The organism is Streptomyces sp. NPDC058534 (assembly GCF_042717365.1).
Lineage (GTDB): Bacteria > Actinomycetota > Actinomycetes > Streptomycetales > Streptomycetaceae > Streptomyces.
The window spans coordinates 13949-32224 of the sequence record NZ_JBHXNW010000074.1 but is presented as its reverse complement, the minus strand read 5'-3'; the positions used below and the strand labels follow the sequence as shown (position 1 = coordinate 32224).

The window sequence follows — 18276 nt, the reverse complement described above, 5'->3', positions numbered from 1 at the left end:
GCCCGGAAACGGAGTGGTTTCACACCCCGGAGGAGACCTCCGCCTTCTCCTGATCGCCGCCGGCCGCCGCGAGCGCTCGGTTGCGGCGCACGGAGGACCAGAAGGAGGCGCCGATCAGGACCACACCGATCATGCCGGTGATGAACTCGTTGATCTCGTACTGGATGGTCACGAGGAGGACGAGGGCGAGGGCGCCGATGGCGTAGTGGGCGCCGTGCTCCAGGTAGACGTAGTCGTCGAGGGTGCCCTCGCGGACCAGGTAGACGGTCAGCGACCGGACGTACATGGCGCCGATGCCGAGGCCGAGGGCCATCAGCACGATGTCGTTGGTGATGGCGAAGGCGCCGATGACACCGTCGAAGGAGAACGACGCGTCCAGGACCTCCAGGTAGAGGAACATGAAGAACGCGGCCTTGCCGGCCAGCTTGACGGCCGACTTGGGCTTGCCCTCGCGCTCGGCCTTCTCCTCGGCCTCGTGCTCGCGCTCCTCCTCCTCTTCGAGTTTGTCCTCGAAGAAGCCGGAGAGGCCGCCGACGACCAGGTAGGTGATCAGGCCCGCGATACCGGAGAGCAGGACCGTCTCCGCCTTGTCGGCGTGGGTGCCGCCGTGCTGGTGGGCTTGGGCGCCGAAGGTGATCGCGGAGACGAGCAGCACGATCAGGGCGATGCAGACCGACAGCATGTCGACCTTGCCGAGCTTGGCCAGCGGGCGCTCCAGCCAGCCCAGCCACTTGATGTCCCGGTCCTCGAAGATGAAGTCGAGGAAGATCATCAGGAGGAACATGCCACCGAAGGCGGCGATCGACGGATGGGCGTCCGTCACCAGCTCCTGATAGCGGTCCTTGTCGGTGAGGGCGAGGTCGACGGCCTCGATCGGGCCGAGGGACGCGCTGATGGCGACGATGACGACCGGGAAGACCAGGCGCATGCCGAAGACGGCGATCAGGATGCCGATGGTGAGGAAGATCTTCTGCCAGAAGGCATTCATCTTCTTCAGGATCCCGGCGTTGACCACCGCGTTGTCGAAGGACAGCGAGATCTCCAGGACGGACAGGATCGCGACGACACCGAAGGCGGCCCACCCCCCGTAGAAGACCGCGGCCACCAGGCCGAGCGCGGTGACCGCGAACGACCACCCGAAGGTTTTCAGAACCACTGGCTACCCAATCGTGTGTGTACGGGGCTCCCCCGCGCCGTACGCGGCTTTACGAAACGTTGACTCCGAAGTCTAGAGCGATGCCTCGGAGCCCCGACGCGTACCCCTGCCCCACCGCGCGGAACTTCCATTCACCCTGGTAGCGATAGAGCTCCCCGAAGATCATCGCGGTCTCCGTGGAGGCGTCCTCGCTGAGGTCGTAGCGGGCGAGTTCCTGGCCGTCGGCCTGATTGACGACCCGGATGAAGGCGTTGCTGACCTGGCCGAAGGCCTGGCCGCGCTCGTCGGCCATATGGATCGAGACCGGGAAGACGATCTTGTCGCAGTGGGCCGGCACCGCGGCGAGGTCGACCAGGATCGACTCGTCGTCGCCGTCGCCCTCACCGGTGAGGTTGTCGCCGGTGTGCTCGATCGAGCCGTCCGGGCTCTTGAGCTGGTTGTAGAACACGAACCACTCGTCGCCGAGCACCCGGCCGCTGCCGCACGCGAGGGCGCTGGCGTCGAGATCGAAGGGTGCTCCGGTGGTGGAACGCGCGTCCCAGCCGAGCCCGACCAGTACCTGTGTGAGGTTCGGTGCGGCCTTGGACAGGGAGACGTTGCCTCCCTTGGCAAGCGTGACGCCCATGGTGATGGTCCCTCCCCGGGTGATGATTCCTGGTGTTCCTGCGCGTCCGGCGCCGCACGTAAACCGTGCGGCGCCGGACGATCGAGGCGGGCGCCCCGGTGGTTCAGGTCGCTCAGACGTTCACGCCGAAGTCCTGGGCGATCCCGCGCAGGCCCGAGGCGTAGCCCTGGCCGATGGCACGGAACTTCCACTCCGCGCCGTGCCGGTACAGCTCGCCGAAGACCATCGCGGTCTCCGTGGAGGCGTCCTCCGACAGGTCGTAGCGGGCGATCTCGGCGCCGCCGGCCTGGTTGACGACGCGGATGAACGCGTTGCGCACCTGGCCGAAGGACTGCTGGCGGTTCTCGGCGTCGTAGATCGAGACCGGGAAGGTGATCTTCTCGACGTCGGTGGGGACGGTGGCCAGATCGATCTTGATCTGCTCGTCGTCGCCCTCGCCCTCACCGGTGAGGTTGTCGCCGGTGTGCTCGACGGACCCGTCCGGGCTCTTGAGGTTGTTGAAGAAGACGAAGTGTGCGTCGCTTGCGACCTTGCCGCCGCTGTTCAGCAGCATCGCGCTGGCGTCGAGGTCGAAGTCGGTGCCGGTCGTGGAGCGAATGTCCCACCCCAGACCGACGATGACCGCGGTCAGGCCGGGGGCCTCCTTGGTCAGCGATACGTTGCCGCCCTTGCTGAGGCTGACTCCCACGAGTCCTCCATTTGGTGTCCGGGGGCGGGGTGCCCCGTAGTGCGTGGATATCGGATCAACGATTCGATCCTAGTGACGGGTTCCCGCACCCCGCAGGCCCTGCGGCCGACAAATCACGGTGCCGGGTCACGGGTGCCGGGTCACGGGTGTCGAGTCACAGGTGTCGAGTCACAGGGTGTCGAGCGCCTTCACGTACTCGTTCAGGTCACGGGCGTCCGGCAGGCCGTTGACGACGGTCCAGCGCACGACGCCCTCCCGGTCGATGATGAAGGTGCCGCGGACGGCGCAGCCCTTGTCCTCGTCGAAGACGCCGTAGGAGCGCGAGACGTTGCCGTGCGGCCAGAAGTCGGACAGCAGCGGGTACTCCAGGCCCTCCTGCTCGCCGAAGACGCGCAGGGTGTGAATGGAGTCGTTGGAGACGGCGAGCACCTGGGTGTCGCGGTCGGAGAACTGCGGCAGGTTGTCGCGCACCTCGCACAGCTCGCCGGTGCACACGCCGGTGAAGGCGAAGGGGTAGAAGAGCAGCACCACGTTCTTCCGGCCGCGGAAGTCGGACAGCCGGACGGTCGCGCCGTGGTTGTCCTTGAGCTCGAAGTCCGGGGCCTTGTCGCCGACCTGGATCGCCATGTCCTGTTCGTCCCTTCCGGAGGTGTTCGCTGGAAACACCCTACGCAGGGATCATCGCGAACCCGCGGACGGGCCGACCGAGGCCGGCCCGTCCGGAGTCCGGGTGGTGCGGAGGCCGTGCGGCTACCGCTTGGACTTGGCGGCCTTGGGCGTCGCCAGCCGGCTGCCGCTCCAGTCCTTTCCTACGCTGACGCTCTTGGACGCCGTCAGTCCGGCGGTCGTCGCGGCTTCCGAGATTTCGCTGGCCTCGACGTATCCGTCACGGCCGGTCTTCGGCGTGAGAAGGAGGATCGACCCGCCCTCTTCGATGTACGTGGTGGCATCCACCAGCGCATCCGTCAGGTCGCCGTCGTCGTCACGGAACCACAGCACGACGGCATCGGCCACGTCCTCGTAGTCCTCGTCCACCAGCTCGCCCTCGACGGCGCCCTCAATGGCCTCGCGGAGCTCCTGGTCGACGTCGTCGTCGTAGCCGATCTCCTGGACCACCTGCCCGGGCTGGAACCCCAGCCTGGCGGCAGGGTTCGTCCGCTCCTCCGCGTGGTCCGCGGTCGCGCTCACGGGTTGCCTCCTGATCATGTTTCGGTAGATGTCTTCAGCCTCGCGCGTGCGCGAAGCTTGGCCGTAGTCCACACGGGCGGGACCGATCGCGCAAGTACCCGGCGTCTGGGACCGCCGAAACGGTGACGATCCCGGCCGTGTCGCCGCAACTCCAGCCATGCCGTCCCGACCAAAGGTGACGTACACCACACCTATCTGCCCCGTTTGCGTATTTGGGAACCATGCGTGGGTACGAGACTCGAATGAACGTGCCCCCGATTCCCACGGGGGAACCGGTTACCCCACGGTACAGATGACGATTGCCCCCGCGAGGTACACGATGGGGAACCGGCGGGTACTCGGCGCACATACCCGGCAAAGTGGCCCTCTGACAGCGAAGGAACAGCGTGGCTTCCGCATCCGATCGCAATCCGATCATCATTGGCGGCCTTCCGAGTCAGGTTCCTGACTTCGATCCGGAGGAAACCCAGGAGTGGCTCGACTCCCTCGACGCCGCCGTCGACGAGCGCGGCCGGGAGCGGGCCCGCTTCCTGATGCTGCGGCTGATCGAGCGCGCCCGCGAGAAGCGCGTGGCCGTGCCCGAGATGCGCAGCACGGACTACGTCAACACCATCCCGACCAAGAGCGAGCCGTTCTTCCCCGGCAACGAGGAGACCGAGCGCAAGATCCTCAACGCCACCCGCTGGAACGCCGCGGTGATGGTCTCGCGCGCGCAGCGGCCCGGTATCGGTGTCGGCGGCCACATCGCGACGTTCGCCTCCTCGGCCTCCCTGTACGACGTGGGCTTCAACCACTTCTTCCGCGGCAAGGAGGACGGCGACGGCGGTGACCAGGTCTTCTTCCAGGGACACGCCTCGCCGGGCATCTACGCCCGCGCGTTCCTGCTGGACCGGCTCAGCGCGGAGCACCTGGACGGGTTCCGGCAGGAGAAGTCGAAGGCGCCGCACGCCCTGTCGTCGTATCCGCACCCGCGGTCGATGCCGGACTTCTGGGAGTTCCCGACGGTCTCGATGGGTCTCGGCCCGATCGGCGCGATCTACCAGGCGCGGATGAACCGCTACATGCACGCGCGCGGGATCGCGGACACCTCGCGTTCGCACGTGTGGGCCTACCTCGGTGACGGCGAGATGGACGAGCCGGAGTCGCTGGGCCAGCTCTCCATCGCCGCCCGCGAGGGCCTGGACAACCTGACCTTCGTGGTCAACTGCAACCTCCAGCGCCTGGACGGCCCGGTGCGCGGCAACGGCAAGATCATCCAGGAGCTGGAGTCGGTCTTCCGGGGCGCCGGCTGGAACGTGATCAAGCTGGTGTGGGACCGCACCTGGGACCCGCTGCTCGCCCAGGACCGCGACGGTGTGCTGGTCAACCGGATGAACACCACGCCGGACGGGCAGTTCCAGACGTACGCCACCGAGTCCGGCGCGTACATCCGCGACCACTTCTTCGGCGACGACCACCGGCTGCGCACGATGGTCGAGAACATGACCGACGACCAGATCCTGCACCTGGGGCGCGGCGGGCACGACCACCGGAAGATCTACGCGGCGTACAAGGCGGCCGTGGAGCACAAGGGCCAGCCGACGGTCATCCTCGCCAAGACGATCAAGGGCTGGACGCTGGGGCCGAACTTCGAGGGCCGCAACGCCACGCACCAGATGAAGAAGCTGACGGTCGACGACCTGAAGCGCTTCCGCGACCGGCTGCACCTGCCGATCTCCGACAAGGAGCTGGAGTCCGGCCCGCCGCCGTACTACCACCCGGGCCGGGACACGGAGGAGATGCAGTACATGCACGACCGCCGGCTGGGTCTGGGCGGGTACGTCCCGACGCGCGTCGTGCGGTCGAAGCCGCTCGCGCTGCCGGACGACAAGACGTACGCGACCGTGAAGAAGGGGTCGGGTCAGCAGTCCATCGCGACGACGATGGCCTTTGTGCGGCTGCTGAAAGACCTCATGCGGGACAAGGAGATCGGCAAGCGCTTCGTGCTGATCGCGCCGGACGAGTACCGCACCTTCGGCATGGACTCGTTCTTCCCGAGTGCGAAGATCTACAACCCGCTCGGACAGCAGTACGAGTCCGTGGACCGGGATCTGCTGCTCGCCTACAAGGAGGCGCCGACCGGGCAGATGCTGCACGACGGCATCTCGGAGGCGGGCTGCTCGGCCTCGCTGATCGCGGCGGGTTCGGCGTACGCGACGCACGGCGAGCCGCTCATCCCGGTCTACGTCTTCTACTCGATGTTCGGTTTCCAGCGCACCGGCGACCAGTTCTGGCAGATGGGCGACCAGTTGTCGCGCGGTTTCGTGCTGGGCGCGACCGCGGGGCGTACGACACTGACCGGTGAGGGTCTCCAGCACGCGGACGGCCACTCGCAGCTGCTGGCCTCGACCAACCCGGCGTGCGTGGCGTACGACCCGGCGTTCGGCTTCGAGATCGCGCACATCGTCGAGGACGGCCTGCGCCGGATGTACGGCGGGGACGAACAGCACCCGCACGGCGAGGACGTCTTCTACTACCTCACGGTCTACAACGAGCCGATCCAGCACCCGGCCGAACCGGAGGGCGTGGACGTCGAGGGCATCCTCAAGGGCGTGTACCGCTTCAGCGAGGGCACGGAGGGTTCGATCCCGGCGCACATCATGGCCTCCGGGGTCGCGGTGCCGTGGGCCGTCCAGGCGCAGCGGATCCTCGCCGAGGAGTGGAACGTACGCGCCGACGTCTGGTCGGCGACCTCCTGGAACGAGCTTCGGCGCGAGGCGGTGGCGTGCGAGGAGCACAACCTGCTGCACCCCGAGGAGGAGCAGCAGGTGCCGTACGTGACGCGGAAGCTGGCGGGTGCGCAGGGGCCGTTCGTGGCCGTGTCCGACTGGATGCGGTCGGTTCCGGACCAGATCGCGCGGTGGGTGCCGGGGACGTACCAGTCGTTGGGCGCGGACGGGTGGGGCTTCGCCGACACGCGCGGGGCCGCACGGCGCTTCTTCCACATCGACACGGAGTCGATCGTGGTGGCCGTACTGAGTGAGCTGGCGCGGGAGGGGAAGGTCGACCGGTCGGTGCTGAAGCAGGCGATCGACCGGTACCGGCTGCTCGACGTCGCCTCGGCCGACCCGGGCGTGGCCGGCGGGGACGCGTGACGCGTACGCGCTGACGAGGCACACGACGAGGGGAGCCCCGGGCCGGGCGGCCGGGGGCTCCCCTCGTCGGTGGCTCACCTGGTCGTGGACAACCGACCCCGGATCGCACGATCACGTCGACGATCGAGCCACGCCGCCCGCGCGCTGCCCCCCTCCGGCAGCGCGCCGCAGCGTGCCGTCCTCCATGCTCTGCGGAGGACTTGACCCACTGTGACCTGGGCGGTCCGCCGGAGGGGAGGGTTCGCCGGTCCTGTCACCCTGATGGGCGAACGGGGACCGGCGGTCCGTCAGATGTGGCCCACGCCGGCGCCCGCGTCCGCGTTCACACCGCGCTTGGTGAGGAAGGCGACCCCCACCGCCACGACCGCGACCCCGGCGGCCACCAGCGAGGCCAGGCTCATGCCGTCGATGAAGGTGTTGTGCGCGACGTCGGCGATCTTCGCGGCGATCTGCTCCGGGGTGCCCGGGGCCACCGGCGGGACGCCGACCTGGACCGCCTCGGAGGCCTGGTGGGCCTGTTCCGGCGTCAGTTCGGGAAGTCCCGCGTCCGCCCAGTTGCCCGCCAGGTCGCTGTCGACCTTGGAGGCCATCACCGCGCCGAGGACCGCGGTGCCGAGGCTGCCGCCGATCTGCATCGCCGCCTGCTGGAGACCGCCGGCCACACCGGACAGCTCCATCGGCGCGTTGCCGACGATGACCTCGGTGGCGCCGACCATGACGGGCGCGAGGCCGAGGCCCAGCAGGGCGAACCAGACCGACATGACGGCGCTGCCGGTGTCCGTCTCCAGCGTGGAGATGCCGTACATGGCGATCGCGGTGCAGGCCATGCCGCCGGCCAGCGGGATGCGCGGGCCGACCTTGGTGATCATCGCGCCGGCCAGCGGCGAGGCGACGATCATCATGGCGGTGAGCGGCAGCAGGTGCAGACCGGCGTCGACCGGGCTCATGCCGTGCACGTTCTGCAGGTAGAAGGTGACGAAGAACAGGCCGCCCATGAAGGCGATGGCCATCAGGACCATCAGGACCACACCGGCCGACAGCGGCACCGAGCGGAACATCGCCAGCGGGATCAGCGGCTCCTTCACCTTGGTCTCCCAGACGGAGAACAGGACGAAGCCCACCACCGAGCCGCCGATGTACAGCCAGGTCTCCCCGGAACCCCATCCCCACTCGGGAGCCTTGATGAGTGCCCAGACGAGGGCGAACATCGAGGCCGACAGCAGCGCGATGCCGAGGAGGTCGAATGAGCGTGGCGCGTTCTCCGCGCGGTGGTCCAGCAGGATCATGACGCCGAGGACGACGGCGACGATGCCCACCGGCACGTTGATGAAGAACACGGACTGCCAGTTGACGTGCTCGACCAGCACGCCGCCGAGGATCGGGCCGCCCGCGGTGGAGGCGCCGATCACCATGCCCCAGATGCCGATGGCCATGTTGAGCTTCTCGGCCGGGAAGGTGGCCCGCAGCAGGCCGAGCGCGGCCGGCATCAGCAGCGCGCCGAACAGGCCCTGGAAGACACGGAAGACGATGACCGCGGCGATGCTGCCGGACAGTCCGATGGCGCCGGAGGAGACGGCGAAGCCCGCCACGCCGATGAGGAAGGTCTGCCGGTGCCCGAAGCGGTCACCGAGCTTGCCCGCGGTGATCAGGGCGACCGCGAGGGCGAGGAAGTAGGCGTTGGTGATCCACTGGACGTCGGCGAGGCTGGCGTCCAGGTCGTCCTGGATGGCCGGGTTGGCGATCGCCACGATGGTGCCGTCCAGGGCCACCATCATGACCCCGACCGCGACGGTGACGAGGGTGACCCACGGATGGCCGCGCAACCCCTTGGCGGGCGCGGAACCCGACGGGACGCCGTCCCCCGGTCCGGTCTTGTCGATGGTGGTCTGACTAGTCATGCGGTGAGGCTAATGACAGCCACTGACAGTTGACAAACCAATTCACGTGTCAGTAACTGACATGTCATCTCCGTATAGCCTGAACTGCGGAAACGAACCGCGGCACTCTTGTGGAGGAGCGAACTTTGGGCCTGCGCGAACTCAAGAAGCAGCGCACCCGGGACCTCCTGCTGCGCTCCGCCCTCGAACTGTTCACCGAGCGCGGCTACGAGGAGACCACCGTCGACGACATCGCCGAGGCCGCCGACGTCTCCCAGCGCACATTCTTCCGCTACTTCGCCTCCAAGGAGGACGCGGCGTTCTTCGTGTCGCGGCTCGCGGAGTCGCGCTTCGTCGAGGCCGTGCGCGCGCGTCCGCCCGGGGAGGCGCCGCTGGACGCGCTGCGCCTCGCCCTCGTGGAGAGCTGGAGCACCATCGGCGAGGCCGTCGAGCGGCTGATCCCGATGGAGCTGCACCTGCGCTTCTACCGGGTGATCGAGTCGACGCCCGCACTGCTCGCCGCGCATCTGCGACGCGCGACGGAGCTGGAGGAGGAGATCGCGCGCCTCATCGCCGACCGCGAGGGCCTGGATGTGGACGCGGACCCCCGGCCGCGCGTGGTCGTGGCCGTCTTCGGAGCGGTGATGCGGGTGACCGAACGGATCTGGTCGGCCCGGGACGACGCCGGTCTGGCGGCGCTGCGCGATCTGACGGCCGCCTACCTGGACCAGGTGGCGCCCGCGCTCACCGGCGACTGGCGGGAGCGTCCGCTCGCCGAGCGTGCCGGTTCAACCCCGCAGCGCAGCAACGAAACGTGATCCGTGTCACTGGATTCACGCGAGACCGTCCCGTTCTCCTAGTGTGTCCTCCCAGTGACTTCCTTCGACACCTCCCCGCAGCTGAACGTCTGGCGCGCGCTGCTCGCCCTGGCCGTGGTGTTCGTGATGCTGGCGACCACCGGCTGGACCGCGCTGCGCAACCAGCGGGGCCCCACGGCACTCGAAGCGTCGGTCACGGCCTGGGAGCACGGCCGGATCGGCGGCCGCTCGCTGCCCGACGCCCACACGGCCCCCGCGCGGCTGGCCCGCTTCTTCACCTCGCTCGGCGCATGGCAGCGCACGAGCCTGGCCCGCCGGTATCCGCTGGCCGTCGGCAACATGAACGGCGCCCCCGTCCAGCTGCGCTACCTCGCCAACCGGACGGCGCTCGAGAAGGCGCGGTCGGTGGAGCGCGAGCGCATGCACGACAAACGCCTGTCCCTGTCCGGGCAGCGCGAGGCCGGGCAGCGCATGAACCACTACGACTCGCTGCTCGCCCCGGGCCGGCACATCCTCGCCTTCGACCCGGCGGGCGCGGGCAAGGTCGCCGAGGTGTTCGGGAACCTCAACCGCGCCGAACGCGTGTCCGTCGTGGTGCCCGGCGTCGACACCGAGCTGGTCACCTTCGAGCGCACCGAACGCAAGTACTCGGCGCCCGTCGGCATGGCCGAGTCGCTGTACGAGGCCGAACGCACCGCGAGCCCCGACACGCGGACGGCCGTGATCGCGTGGGCCGACTACACCTCCCCCAGCGGCCTCGGCATGGAGGCCGCCACGGCGACCCGCGCCGAGCAAGGTGCCGCCCGGCTGAACGGGCTGCTGCGGGCGCTGCCCGGCCGGGCCCCGGTCTCGCTGTTCTGCCACAGCTACGGCTCGGTGGTGTGCGGCCTCGCCGCCGACACGCTGCCCGTCCGGGTGACCGACATAGCGGTGGCCGGCAGCCCCGGCATGCGCGCCGAGAACGCCTCCCACCTGCGCACCTCCGCCCGCGTATGGGCGATGCGGGACGCCGACGACTGGATCCAGGACGTGCCGTACCTCCGGGTCGGCGGCCTCGGGCACGGCGCCGACCCGGTGTCCGCCGCCTTCGGGGCGCGGGTGCTGTCGGCGCGCGGGGCGCAGGGGCACAGCGGCTACTTCGTGCCGGGTACGGAGAGCCTGCGCAACTTCGCGGAGATCGGCGTTGGCGCATACCGCACGGTCGCCTGTGCGGGAGAAGGTGACACATGCCGGGCGGGTTTGTCCGTGGCGACGGCGGCCGGACGCGCGTAGAAACGCAGAAACTCCGGTTTGCACGGGGAGGGACGGAGAGGCTCTTGCCGCATACGATGAGCCGCATGGGTGACGTACTGGCCGGATTTCATGCCGCCTGGGAGTTCGAGTCCGACTCCGTGCTCATCCGTTACGAACGGGGGATTCGAACACCCAAGCTGTTCCAGGCCCTGGGGGAACGCCGGGTGCCCCTGGAGGCCATCGCCGGCGTGACGCTCACGCCGGGCCGGCGCGGCAGCGTCGTGCTGCGCGTCGAACCGCGCGAGGGCGCCGATCCGCTGATCGAGGCGGCGGCCGGACAGCTGAAGGAGAGCGGCGACCCGTACCGGCTGGTGCTGCCGGCCGAGCGGGCGACGCTGGCGGAGTACTACGCCGACGAGCTGCGGGGCCTGCTGACCGGCTCCGGAGCGTCCGAACCGGCGGACCGGTACCTGGTGGCCGCGCCCGACGCGCCGCTGCACTTCAAGGCGTACGACGGGAAGGCGTCCTTCGACGGGAAGGCGGTGTCCTTCCGGTGGTCCTGGACCGGCGCGTCCTCGGCGAAGTGGAAGGCCGGCGACCAGAGCTTCCCGGTCGCCGACCTGGGCGGGGTGGAGTGGCGGTCCCCCGAGGTGTTCGAGGGGTATCTGCGACTGCTGCCTCGGGACGCCGCGGGGGTCGCTCCGCAGGCGGACCAGGATCCGGCGTCCGTCGTGTTCGGGCTCGGGTACGGGCCGGTGCACGAGTCGTTGCCGTTCGCGGCGGCGGTGTTGGCGGCGGTGCGGGAGCGGGGCGCCTGCGCCCCGGTTCCGGTGCCGGCGCCTCGGCGTGATCCTGCGGATATCGCCGAGCGGATTCGGCATCTCGGGGAGTTGCATCAGCAGGGGCTGGTGACGGACGAGGAGTTCTCCTCGAAGAAGGCGGAGTTGTTGGCGGAGCTTTAGCTTGTGCCGGGTGCGGTTTCGTTGTTGAGTGCGGGCCGTCCTTGGCTGGTCGCGCAGTTCCCCGCGCCCCTGGGGGTTCCAGCTCACCGGCGCCCGAAGAGTGCCGCCTACTCGCGAGCCGCCGACGTGAACGTCATGTCTGCGTAGCGGTTGCCCGATACCTTTTCCGCGATCGGGTTCAGGGACGACAGTTCGTCCTGGGTCAGGACGATCCTGGTCGCTGCCGTGTTCTCCTCCACCCGGGTCGGCTTTCGGGTGCCCGGGATCGGGATGACCGGCAGGTCGTGGGTCTGGGCGCGTTGCTGGGACCAGGCCAGGGCGATCTGGCCGAGGGTGGCGTCGTGGGCCTCGGCGATGGTGCGGACCGGGTCGAGGAGGGCCGCGTTGGCCGCCGCGTTGTCGCCGGTGAAGCGGGGTTGTTGGCGGCGGAAGTCACCGGCCGTGAGGTCCTGGTCGGCGTTGGCGAAGGAGCCCGTGAGGAAGCCCCGGCCGAGCGGCGAGTAGGGGACGAGGGCCACGCCCAGTTCGCGGGCGGCCGGCACCACACCCGCCTCGATGTCGCGGCTGAACAGCGACCACTCCGACTGCACGGCGGCGATCGGATGCACCGCCTGTGCGGCCCGCAGCTCGTCGCCGGTCACCTCGCTGAGGCCCAGGTGCTTGACCTTGCCCTCGCGGACCAGGTCGGCCATGACGGCGACGGTCTCCTCGATCGGCACGTTCACGTCGCGCCGGTGCATGTAGTAGAGGTCGATCACGTCGACGCCCAGGCGGGTCAGGCTCGCCTCGACCGACCGGCGGATGTACGGCGGGTCGTTGCGGATGATCCGCTTCGTCGGGTCGTCCGGCGGGATCGACAGGGCGAACTTGGTCGCGATCACGACCTCGTCGCGGTGGGCCTGGAAGAACGGCGCGAGGAAGCGCTCGTTGTCGCCGGCGCCGTACGCGTCGGCCGTGTCGTACAGCGTGACGCCCAGCTCCAGCGCCCGCTCCAGGGTGGCCCGGGACGCGTCGGCGTCCGACGGGCCGTATCCGAAGCTCATGCCCATGCAGCCGAGGCCCTGGACGCCCACCTCCGGGCCGTCGTCGCCGAGCCGCGTCGTCGGGATCCTGCTGTCCGTCATCGGGTCCTCTCCCCTTCACCGGAACGTCCGGCGTCCCCATAGAAGCTGATCTTGCGGTCGAGCACGGCGAGGGTGTCCTGGAGCTCGGTGATCCGCGTCAGTACGTCGCGGCGCGTGGACTCGAGGAGTTCCCGCCGGTCCAGGTAGGTGCTCTCGCCCTCGCGCACCAGCTCCGCGTACCTGACCATGTCGGCGACCGGCATGCCGGTCATGCGCAGCTTGCCGACGAAGTCGAGCCAGTCCAGGTCGCGGTTGGTGTAGCGGCGCTGGCCGGTGTGCGAGCGGTCGATGTGGGACATCAGACCGATCCGCTCGTACCAGCGCAGGGTGTGCGCCGTCAGCCCGGTGAAGGCGACGACCTCGCTGATGGTGTAGCGGTCCTCTCCGTCGGGGCGCGGGTGACGCCGGGGCGGAGCGGCGCAGGTGTCTGTTCTGGTGGCGTTCGGCGCGAGTGTCCCGGCCGTGGTCTGCATCACCGTCATGCCCTCCACGCTATGACCTTGGAGTGCACTCCAGGCAAGCGGGGACGAGGTGTGGACGGGAAAACCGCGGGACACACGGCGGGGCGGGTCATTAGCGTGCGGGCATGAGTCTCGTACGCCGTGCCACTGCCGAAGACGCGGAGGAAGTGCTCCGTCTGCGTCAGGTGATGATCGATTCGCTGGGCCGCGGGCCGGCGTCCACGGACTGGCACGCCGAGTCCCTGCCCGCGCTGCGGGCGCGGCTCGCCGACCCCGACGGGGCGTTCGCGGCGTTCGTCGTCGAGGCCCCGGGGCGGCCCGGTGCGCCGGCGGCGCTGGTGGCGGGCACGCTGGAGTACCGGATCGGGCGGACCGGCAATCCGCACGGGCTGATCGGCTACGTCTTCAGCGTCGCCACCGACCCCGACGCCCGGCGTCGCGGGTACGCCCGGGCCTGCATGGAGGAGCTGCTGGAGTGGTTCCGCGAGCGGGGCGCCGGGCACGTCATGCTCACCGCGTCCGCCGACGCCGAGCCGCTGTACACGTCGATGGGCTTCGTCCGGGACACGGACCCCTCCATGAGGCTGTACCTCTGAGCCGCTTAGGCTCGGTGACATGTCCTTGAAGAGTCTCGCGTTGATCGAGAACTGGCCGGTCCCCACCGCCGCGGCGGGCGTCGTCCGAGCCGACGGCACGACCCTGGGCACCCACGGCCCGGTCGCGCACCGCTTCCCCCTCGCCTCGGTCACCAAGCCGCTCGCGGCCTACGCGGCGCTGGTGGCGTACGAGGAGGGCGCGATCGAGCTGGACGAGGCCGCGGGCCCGGCCGGGTCGACCGTCCGGCACCTGCTCGCGCACACCTCGGGGCTGGCCTTCGACGAGCACCGGGTGACCGCCCCGCCCGGCGAGCGCCGGCTCTACTCCAACGCCGGTTTCGAACAGCTCGGCGACCACATCGCGAAGGCGGCGGACATGCCGTTCGCCGAGTACGCGCGGCAGGCGGTGCTGGAGCCGCTGGGCATGACGGCCACGGCCCTGGACGGCTCCCCGGCGAAGGACGGCGTCTCCACCGTCGAGGACCTGCTGCGGTTCGCCGCCGAGGTGCAGGCACCGCGACTCCTCGACCCGCGCACGGTCGCGGAGGCGATGACGGTGCAGTTCCCGGGCACGAAGGGCGTCCTGCCGGGCTACGGCCACCAGAACCCCAACGACTGGGGCCTCGGCTTCGAGATCCGGGACGGGAAGTCCCCCCACTGGACGGGCGCCTCGTCCTCGCCGCGCACCTTCGGACACTTCGGCCAGTCGGGCACGTTCCTGTGGATCGACCCGGACGCCGGCCTCGCCTGCGTGGCGCTCGCCGACCGCGCGTTCGGCCCCTGGGCGGCCGAGGCGTGGCCGGCCTTCACGGACGGGGTGCTCGCCGAGGTCTAGGCCATCTCCCAGAGGAGCAGCTCGGCCGCCGTCACCGCCACCGCGTCCACCGCCTCGGCATCCGTGACGCGGGCCGCGTCGCCCGGCCCCAGCGCCTCACCGCTCAGCGTCACCTCGCCCCGCACCACATGGACGTACACGTACGCCCCGTCCGGCACCGCCGTCCGCTCCCCCGCGACCAGGCGGCGTACGTGGAGCATCGCGCCGGCCTCGGGGACGGCGTACGGCGTGGAGTCGGCGATGCCGCGGACGATCTCGTAGGCGGGGCCGCCGCCGGGGTCGCGGGGGGCCAGCCACATCTGGACGAAGGTCAGGGGGACCGCGGCGTCGTTGCGTTCGACGTGGCGGACGCCGCCCGCGGAGCTGAGGCGTTGCACGTCCCCGGCGCGGACGACCGTCTCATGGCCCGCGGAGTCCCGGTGGGTCAGCTCGCCCTCGACCACCCACGTGACGATCTCCGTGTGGCTGTGCGGATGCTCGTCGAAGCCGGCGCCGGGCGCCAGGCGCTCCTCGTTGCAGGCGATCATCGCGCCGAAGCGGAGGTTGCCGGGGTCGTAGTGGGGGCCGAAGGAGAAGGCGTGGCGGGAGGCGATGCCCGCCGCCTCGTCGCCCCCGGGGTAGCGCTCGTCGGCGCGCCGTACGTCCGTCACGACGTCCACGGTAGACCCGGCGGCACGTGCTCCCGTCCTGATAAGGCAGTCTTGTCCCGTGCCCGAACCCGAAACCAGCAAGCCCGAGCCCGCGGCGCACGCCGTCCATTCGCACACCGCGACGCTGAAGCGGCTGGAGCAGTCCGCCGGATCGCTCGCCGCGCAGGCCATCGCGCGCATGGACGAAACACTGCCGTGGTACCGGGCGATGCCACCGGAGAACCGTTCCTGGATCGGGCTGGTCGCCCAGGCCGGCATCGCCGCCTTCACCGAGTGGTTCCGGCGGCCGGACGCGCCCCAGGCCATCTCCACGGACGTGTTCGGCACCGCGCCGCGCGAGCTGACCCGCGCGATCACGCTGCGGCAGACCGTGGAGATGGTGCGGACGACCATCGAGGTGATGGAGTCCGCCATCGACGAGGTCGCCGCGCCCGGCGACGAGTCGGTGCTGCGTGAGGCGCTGCTGGTGTACGCCCGGGAGATCGCCTTCGCGACCGCCCAGGTGTACGCGCAGGCCGCCGAGGCACGCGGTGCCTGGGACGCGCGTCTTGAGTCGCTGGTGGTCAACGCCGTGCTCAGCGGGGAGGCCGACGAGGGGGCGGTGTCCCGGGCCGCCGCGCTCGGCTGGAACTCGCCCGACCACGTGTGTGTCGTGCTCGGCACCGCACCCGACGGCGACTCCGAGCTGACCGTCGAGGCCATCAGGCGCGCGGCCCGGCACGCCAAGCTCCAGGTGCTGACCGGGGTGCTCGGGGACCGGCTGGTGGTGATCGCCGGTGGCCGGGACGACCCGCTGGCGGTGGCCAAGTCGCTGATCGGGCCGTACGCCCAGGGGGCGGTCGTGGCCGGTCCCGTGGTGCCGGACCTGCAGGCCGCGACGCGGTCCGCGCAGGCGGCCGCCGCCGGGCTCAAGTCCTGCACCGCCTGGCAGGACGCCCCGCGCCCGGTGCTGGCGGACGATCTGCTGCCGGAGCGCGCGATCGCCTCCGACCCTGCGGCCCGTGAGCAGTTGGTGGAGGAGATCTACAGACCGCTGGAGGAGGCCGGGGCCGCGCTGCTGGAGACGCTCAGCGTCTATCTGGAGCAGGCGAGCAGTCTGGAGGGCGCTGCCCGGATGCTCTTCGTTCACCCGAACACCGTGCGCTACCGGCTCCGACGTGTGACTGACGTCACCGGATGGTCACCCTCTGATGTACGGTCTGCGTTCACACTGCGGATCGCGCTCATCCTGGGGCGTCTGGCCGATGGAGATCCGCAACTCTAAGCTTTTGTCGGGGGTCCACAAAACCCCCTGCTGTTCTTCGTCCTTGTCCCCACGGGCGGTCCCGGCCGTCCTCAAGAGAGAGTGTGAGAGTGCTCGTACTCGTCGCTCCCGGCCAGGGCGCCCAGACGCCCGGCTTCCTGACTGACTGGCTCGCTCTCCCCGGCGCCGCTGACCGCGTCGCCGCGTGGTCCGACGCCATTGGACTCGATCTCGCCCACTACGGCACCAAGGCCGACGCGGACGAGATCCGTGACACCTCCGTCGCCCAGCCGCTGCTGGTCGCCGCCGGCCTGCTGTCCGCAGCGGCACTCGGTGACATCACCCCCGGCGCCGTCGCGGGCCACAGCGTCGGCGAGATCACCGCCGCCGCCTTCGCGGGCGTCCTCGACGACACCGCCGCGCTGACCCTCGTACGCCGCCGGGGCCTGGCCATGGCCGAGGCCGCCGCGGTCACCGAGACCGGCATGTCGGCCCTGCTCGGCGGTGACCCCGAGGTGAGCGTCGCGCACCTGGAGAAGCTCGGCCTGACCCCGGCGAACGTGAACGGCGCCGGTCAGATCGTGGCGGCCGGCACCATGGAGCAGCTGGCCGCGCTGAACGAGGACAAGCCCGAGGGCGTGCGCAAGGTCGTCCCGCTGAAGGTGGCCGGCGCCTTCCACACGCGTCACATGGCGCCCGCGGTGGCCAAGCTCGCCGAGGCCGCGTCGGCGCTCACGCCGGCCGACCCGACGGTGACGTACGTGTCCAACAGGGACGGACAGGCCGTCGCCACCGGTGCCGAAATGCTGGACCGCCTGGTCGGGCAGGTCGCCAACCCGGTCCGCTGGGACCTGTGCATGGAGACGTTCGGCAAGCTGGGTGTCACCGCGATCGTCGAGGTGTGCCCGGGCGGCACGCTGACCGGTCTTGCCAAGCGCGCGCTGCCGGGCGTGAAGACGCTGGCCCTGAAGACCCCCGCCGACCTCGACGCGGCCCGCGAGCTCGTCGCCGTCCACGCCCAGCAGGCCTGACAAGGAGCGCGACAGCATGTCGAAGATCAAGCCCAGCAAGGGCGCCCCGTACGCGCGCATCCTCGGCGTCGGCGGCTACCGCCCGACCCGGGTCGTGCCGAACGAGGTGATCCTCGAGACGATCGACTCGTCCGACGAGTGGATCCGCTCGCGCTCCGGCATCGAGACGCGGCACTGGGCCTCCCCCGAGGAGACCGTCGCGGCGATGTCGGTCGAGGCGTCCGGCAAGGCCATCGCGGCCGCCGGGATCTCCGCCGACCAGATCGGCGCCGTGGTCGTCTCGACCGTCTCGCACTTCAGCCAGACCCCGGCCGTCGCGACCGAGATCGCCGACCGGCTCGGCACGGACAAGGCCGCCGCTTTCGACATCTCGGCGGGCTGCGCGGGCTTCGGCTACGGCCTGACCCTCGCCAAGGGCATGGTCGTCGAGGGTTCGGCGGAGTACGTCCTGGTCATCGGCGTGGAGCGGCTCTCCGACCTGACCGACCTGGAGGACCGGGCCACGGCCTTCCTGTTCGGCGACGGGGCCGGCGCGGTCGTGGGGGGGGGGGGGCCCGCGCCGGCCCAACGCCCCACCGGGGGGGTGGGCGTGGGGGGCCAAAACCCACAGCAGAACAAAACCGGGAGAGTCGGACCCCTTCCGGGACGCGGACGT

At 70.2% G+C, this 18276-nt stretch carries 17 protein-coding genes and 1 pseudogene; 9 read left to right on the top strand and 9 right to left on the bottom strand.

Annotated features, from left to right (window positions below; genetic code table 11):
• Positions 1–19 precede the first annotated feature (19 nt).
• The 5 genes from ACFWR9_RS33600 to ACFWR9_RS33580 form a co-directional block, all read right to left on the bottom strand.
• Positions 20–1156, bottom strand: a complete 1137-nt coding sequence (locus ACFWR9_RS33600; protein WP_383848849.1) for a DUF475 domain-containing protein — start codon at positions 1154–1156, stop codon at positions 20–22.
• A gap of 49 nt (positions 1157–1205) precedes the next feature.
• Positions 1206–1781, bottom strand: a complete 576-nt coding sequence (locus tag ACFWR9_RS33595) for a TerD family protein (protein WP_383848847.1) — start codon at positions 1779–1781, stop codon at positions 1206–1208.
• 112 nt (positions 1782–1893) lie between these two features.
• Entirely contained in the window at positions 1894–2469 is a 576-nt protein-coding gene (locus ACFWR9_RS33590) for a calcium homeostasis/redox stress adaptation protein (protein ID WP_383848844.1), read from the bottom strand.
• 168 nt (positions 2470–2637) lie between these two features.
• Positions 2638–3096 (bottom strand): peroxiredoxin, encoded by a 459-nt coding sequence (locus ACFWR9_RS33585; protein ID WP_122620329.1) that lies wholly within the window; start codon positions 3094–3096, stop codon positions 2638–2640.
• Positions 3097–3219: 123 nt separating this feature from the next.
• A complete protein-coding gene (locus ACFWR9_RS33580) occupies positions 3220–3657 on the bottom strand; it encodes a DUF3052 domain-containing protein (protein ID WP_383848841.1) in 438 nt (145 codons plus the stop codon).
• A 386-nt stretch (positions 3658–4043) separates the two neighbouring features.
• Here ACFWR9_RS33580 and aceE point away from each other — a divergent pair, with 386 nt between their 5' ends.
• A complete protein-coding gene (gene aceE / locus ACFWR9_RS33575; protein ID WP_383848839.1) occupies positions 4044–6791 on the top strand; it encodes a pyruvate dehydrogenase (acetyl-transferring), homodimeric type in 2748 nt (915 codons plus the stop codon).
• Between the two features lie 287 nt (positions 6792–7078).
• On the opposite strand, the gene ACFWR9_RS33570 is transcribed toward aceE, so the two are convergent.
• Positions 7079–8689 (bottom strand): MFS transporter, encoded by a 1611-nt coding sequence (locus ACFWR9_RS33570; RefSeq protein WP_383848837.1) that lies wholly within the window; start codon positions 8687–8689, stop codon positions 7079–7081.
• Positions 8690–8814: 125 nt separating this feature from the next.
• On the opposite strand from ACFWR9_RS33570, the gene ACFWR9_RS33565 reads away from it, so the two are divergent.
• The 3 genes from ACFWR9_RS33565 (at position 8815) to ACFWR9_RS33555 (ending at position 11681) form a co-directional block, all read left to right on the top strand.
• Positions 8815–9486: a TetR family transcriptional regulator gene (locus tag ACFWR9_RS33565; protein WP_383848835.1), complete on the top strand. Its 672-nt coding sequence runs from the start codon at positions 8815–8817 to the stop codon at positions 9484–9486.
• 54 nt (positions 9487–9540) lie between these two features.
• Positions 9541–10758 carry an alpha/beta hydrolase gene (locus ACFWR9_RS33560; RefSeq protein WP_383848832.1) on the top strand — a complete coding sequence of 406 codons (1218 nt, stop codon included), beginning with the start codon at positions 9541–9543 and terminating at the stop codon, positions 10756–10758.
• Between the two features lie 65 nt (positions 10759–10823).
• Positions 10824–11681, top strand: coding sequence for a DUF4429 domain-containing protein (locus ACFWR9_RS33555; RefSeq protein ID WP_383848830.1), 858 nt, complete (start codon positions 10824–10826; stop codon positions 11679–11681).
• Between the two features lie 107 nt (positions 11682–11788).
• Here ACFWR9_RS33555 and ACFWR9_RS33550 read toward each other — a convergent pair whose 3' ends face one another.
• Complete coding sequence (locus ACFWR9_RS33550; RefSeq protein ID WP_383848827.1) at positions 11789–12805, bottom strand: aldo/keto reductase; 1017 nt, start codon at positions 12803–12805, stop codon at positions 11789–11791.
• The gene (locus tag ACFWR9_RS33545) at positions 12802–13287 is read right to left on the bottom strand and encodes a MerR family transcriptional regulator (protein WP_383848824.1); all 486 of its coding nucleotides are present in this window, start codon (positions 13285–13287) and stop codon (positions 12802–12804) included. Before ACFWR9_RS33545 ends, ACFWR9_RS33550 begins: the two co-directional genes overlap by 4 nt.
• Before the next feature lie 104 nt (positions 13288–13391).
• Here ACFWR9_RS33545 and ACFWR9_RS33540 point away from each other — a divergent pair, with 104 nt between their 5' ends.
• Positions 13392–13862 carry a GNAT family N-acetyltransferase gene (locus tag ACFWR9_RS33540; protein ID WP_383848821.1) on the top strand — a complete coding sequence of 157 codons (471 nt, stop codon included), beginning with the start codon at positions 13392–13394 and terminating at the stop codon, positions 13860–13862.
• Positions 13863–13881: 19 nt separating this feature from the next.
• A complete protein-coding gene (locus ACFWR9_RS33535; protein ID WP_383848819.1) occupies positions 13882–14697 on the top strand; it encodes a serine hydrolase domain-containing protein in 816 nt (271 codons plus the stop codon).
• Here the strand turns inward: ACFWR9_RS33535 and ACFWR9_RS33530 are convergent.
• Positions 14694–15347 (bottom strand): pirin family protein, encoded by a 654-nt coding sequence (locus ACFWR9_RS33530; RefSeq protein WP_383848816.1) that lies wholly within the window; start codon positions 15345–15347, stop codon positions 14694–14696. The two genes, ACFWR9_RS33535 and ACFWR9_RS33530, sit on opposite strands and share 4 nt — an antisense overlap.
• Positions 15348–15405: 58 nt before the next feature.
• Between ACFWR9_RS33530 and fasR the strand changes: the two genes are divergently transcribed.
• The 3 genes and pseudogenes from fasR to ACFWR9_RS33515 all read left to right on the top strand — a co-directional run.
• Positions 15406–16611, top strand: a complete 1206-nt coding sequence (gene fasR, locus ACFWR9_RS33525; protein ID WP_383848813.1) for a fatty acid biosynthesis transcriptional regulator FasR — start codon at positions 15406–15408, stop codon at positions 16609–16611.
• 89 nt (positions 16612–16700) lie between these two features.
• The gene (locus tag ACFWR9_RS33520) at positions 16701–17621 is read left to right on the top strand and encodes an ACP S-malonyltransferase (protein WP_383848810.1); all 921 of its coding nucleotides are present in this window, start codon (positions 16701–16703) and stop codon (positions 17619–17621) included.
• A gap of 16 nt (positions 17622–17637) precedes the next feature.
• Positions 17638–18166 (top strand): annotated as a pseudogene (locus tag ACFWR9_RS33515) (3-oxoacyl-ACP synthase); the annotation flags it as partial.
• Between the last annotated feature and the right edge of the window lie 110 nt (positions 18167–18276).

What these genes read in the sequence shown, in the direction of transcription:
- ACFWR9_RS33595 (WP_383848847.1), bottom strand. Translation starts at nt 1,781, where the DNA reads ATGGGCGTCACGCTTGCCAAGGGAGGCAACGTCTCCCTGTCCAAGGCC.
- ACFWR9_RS33585 (WP_122620329.1), bottom strand. Translation starts at nt 3,096, where the DNA reads ATGGCGATCCAGGTCGGCGACAAGGCCCCGGACTTCGAGCTCAAGGAC.
- ACFWR9_RS33570 (WP_383848837.1), bottom strand. Translation starts at nt 8,689, where the DNA reads ATGACTAGTCAGACCACCATCGACAAGACCGGACCGGGGGACGGCGTC.
- ACFWR9_RS33555 (WP_383848830.1), top strand. Translation starts at nt 10,824, where the DNA reads ATGGGTGACGTACTGGCCGGATTTCATGCCGCCTGGGAGTTCGAGTCC.
- ACFWR9_RS33550 (WP_383848827.1), bottom strand. Translation starts at nt 12,805, where the DNA reads ATGACGGACAGCAGGATCCCGACGACGCGGCTCGGCGACGACGGCCCG.
- ACFWR9_RS33545 (WP_383848824.1), bottom strand. Translation starts at nt 13,287, where the DNA reads ATGACGGTGATGCAGACCACGGCCGGGACACTCGCGCCGAACGCCACC.
- ACFWR9_RS33540 (WP_383848821.1), top strand. Translation starts at nt 13,392, where the DNA reads ATGAGTCTCGTACGCCGTGCCACTGCCGAAGACGCGGAGGAAGTGCTC.
- ACFWR9_RS33535 (WP_383848819.1), top strand. Translation starts at nt 13,882, where the DNA reads ATGTCCTTGAAGAGTCTCGCGTTGATCGAGAACTGGCCGGTCCCCACC.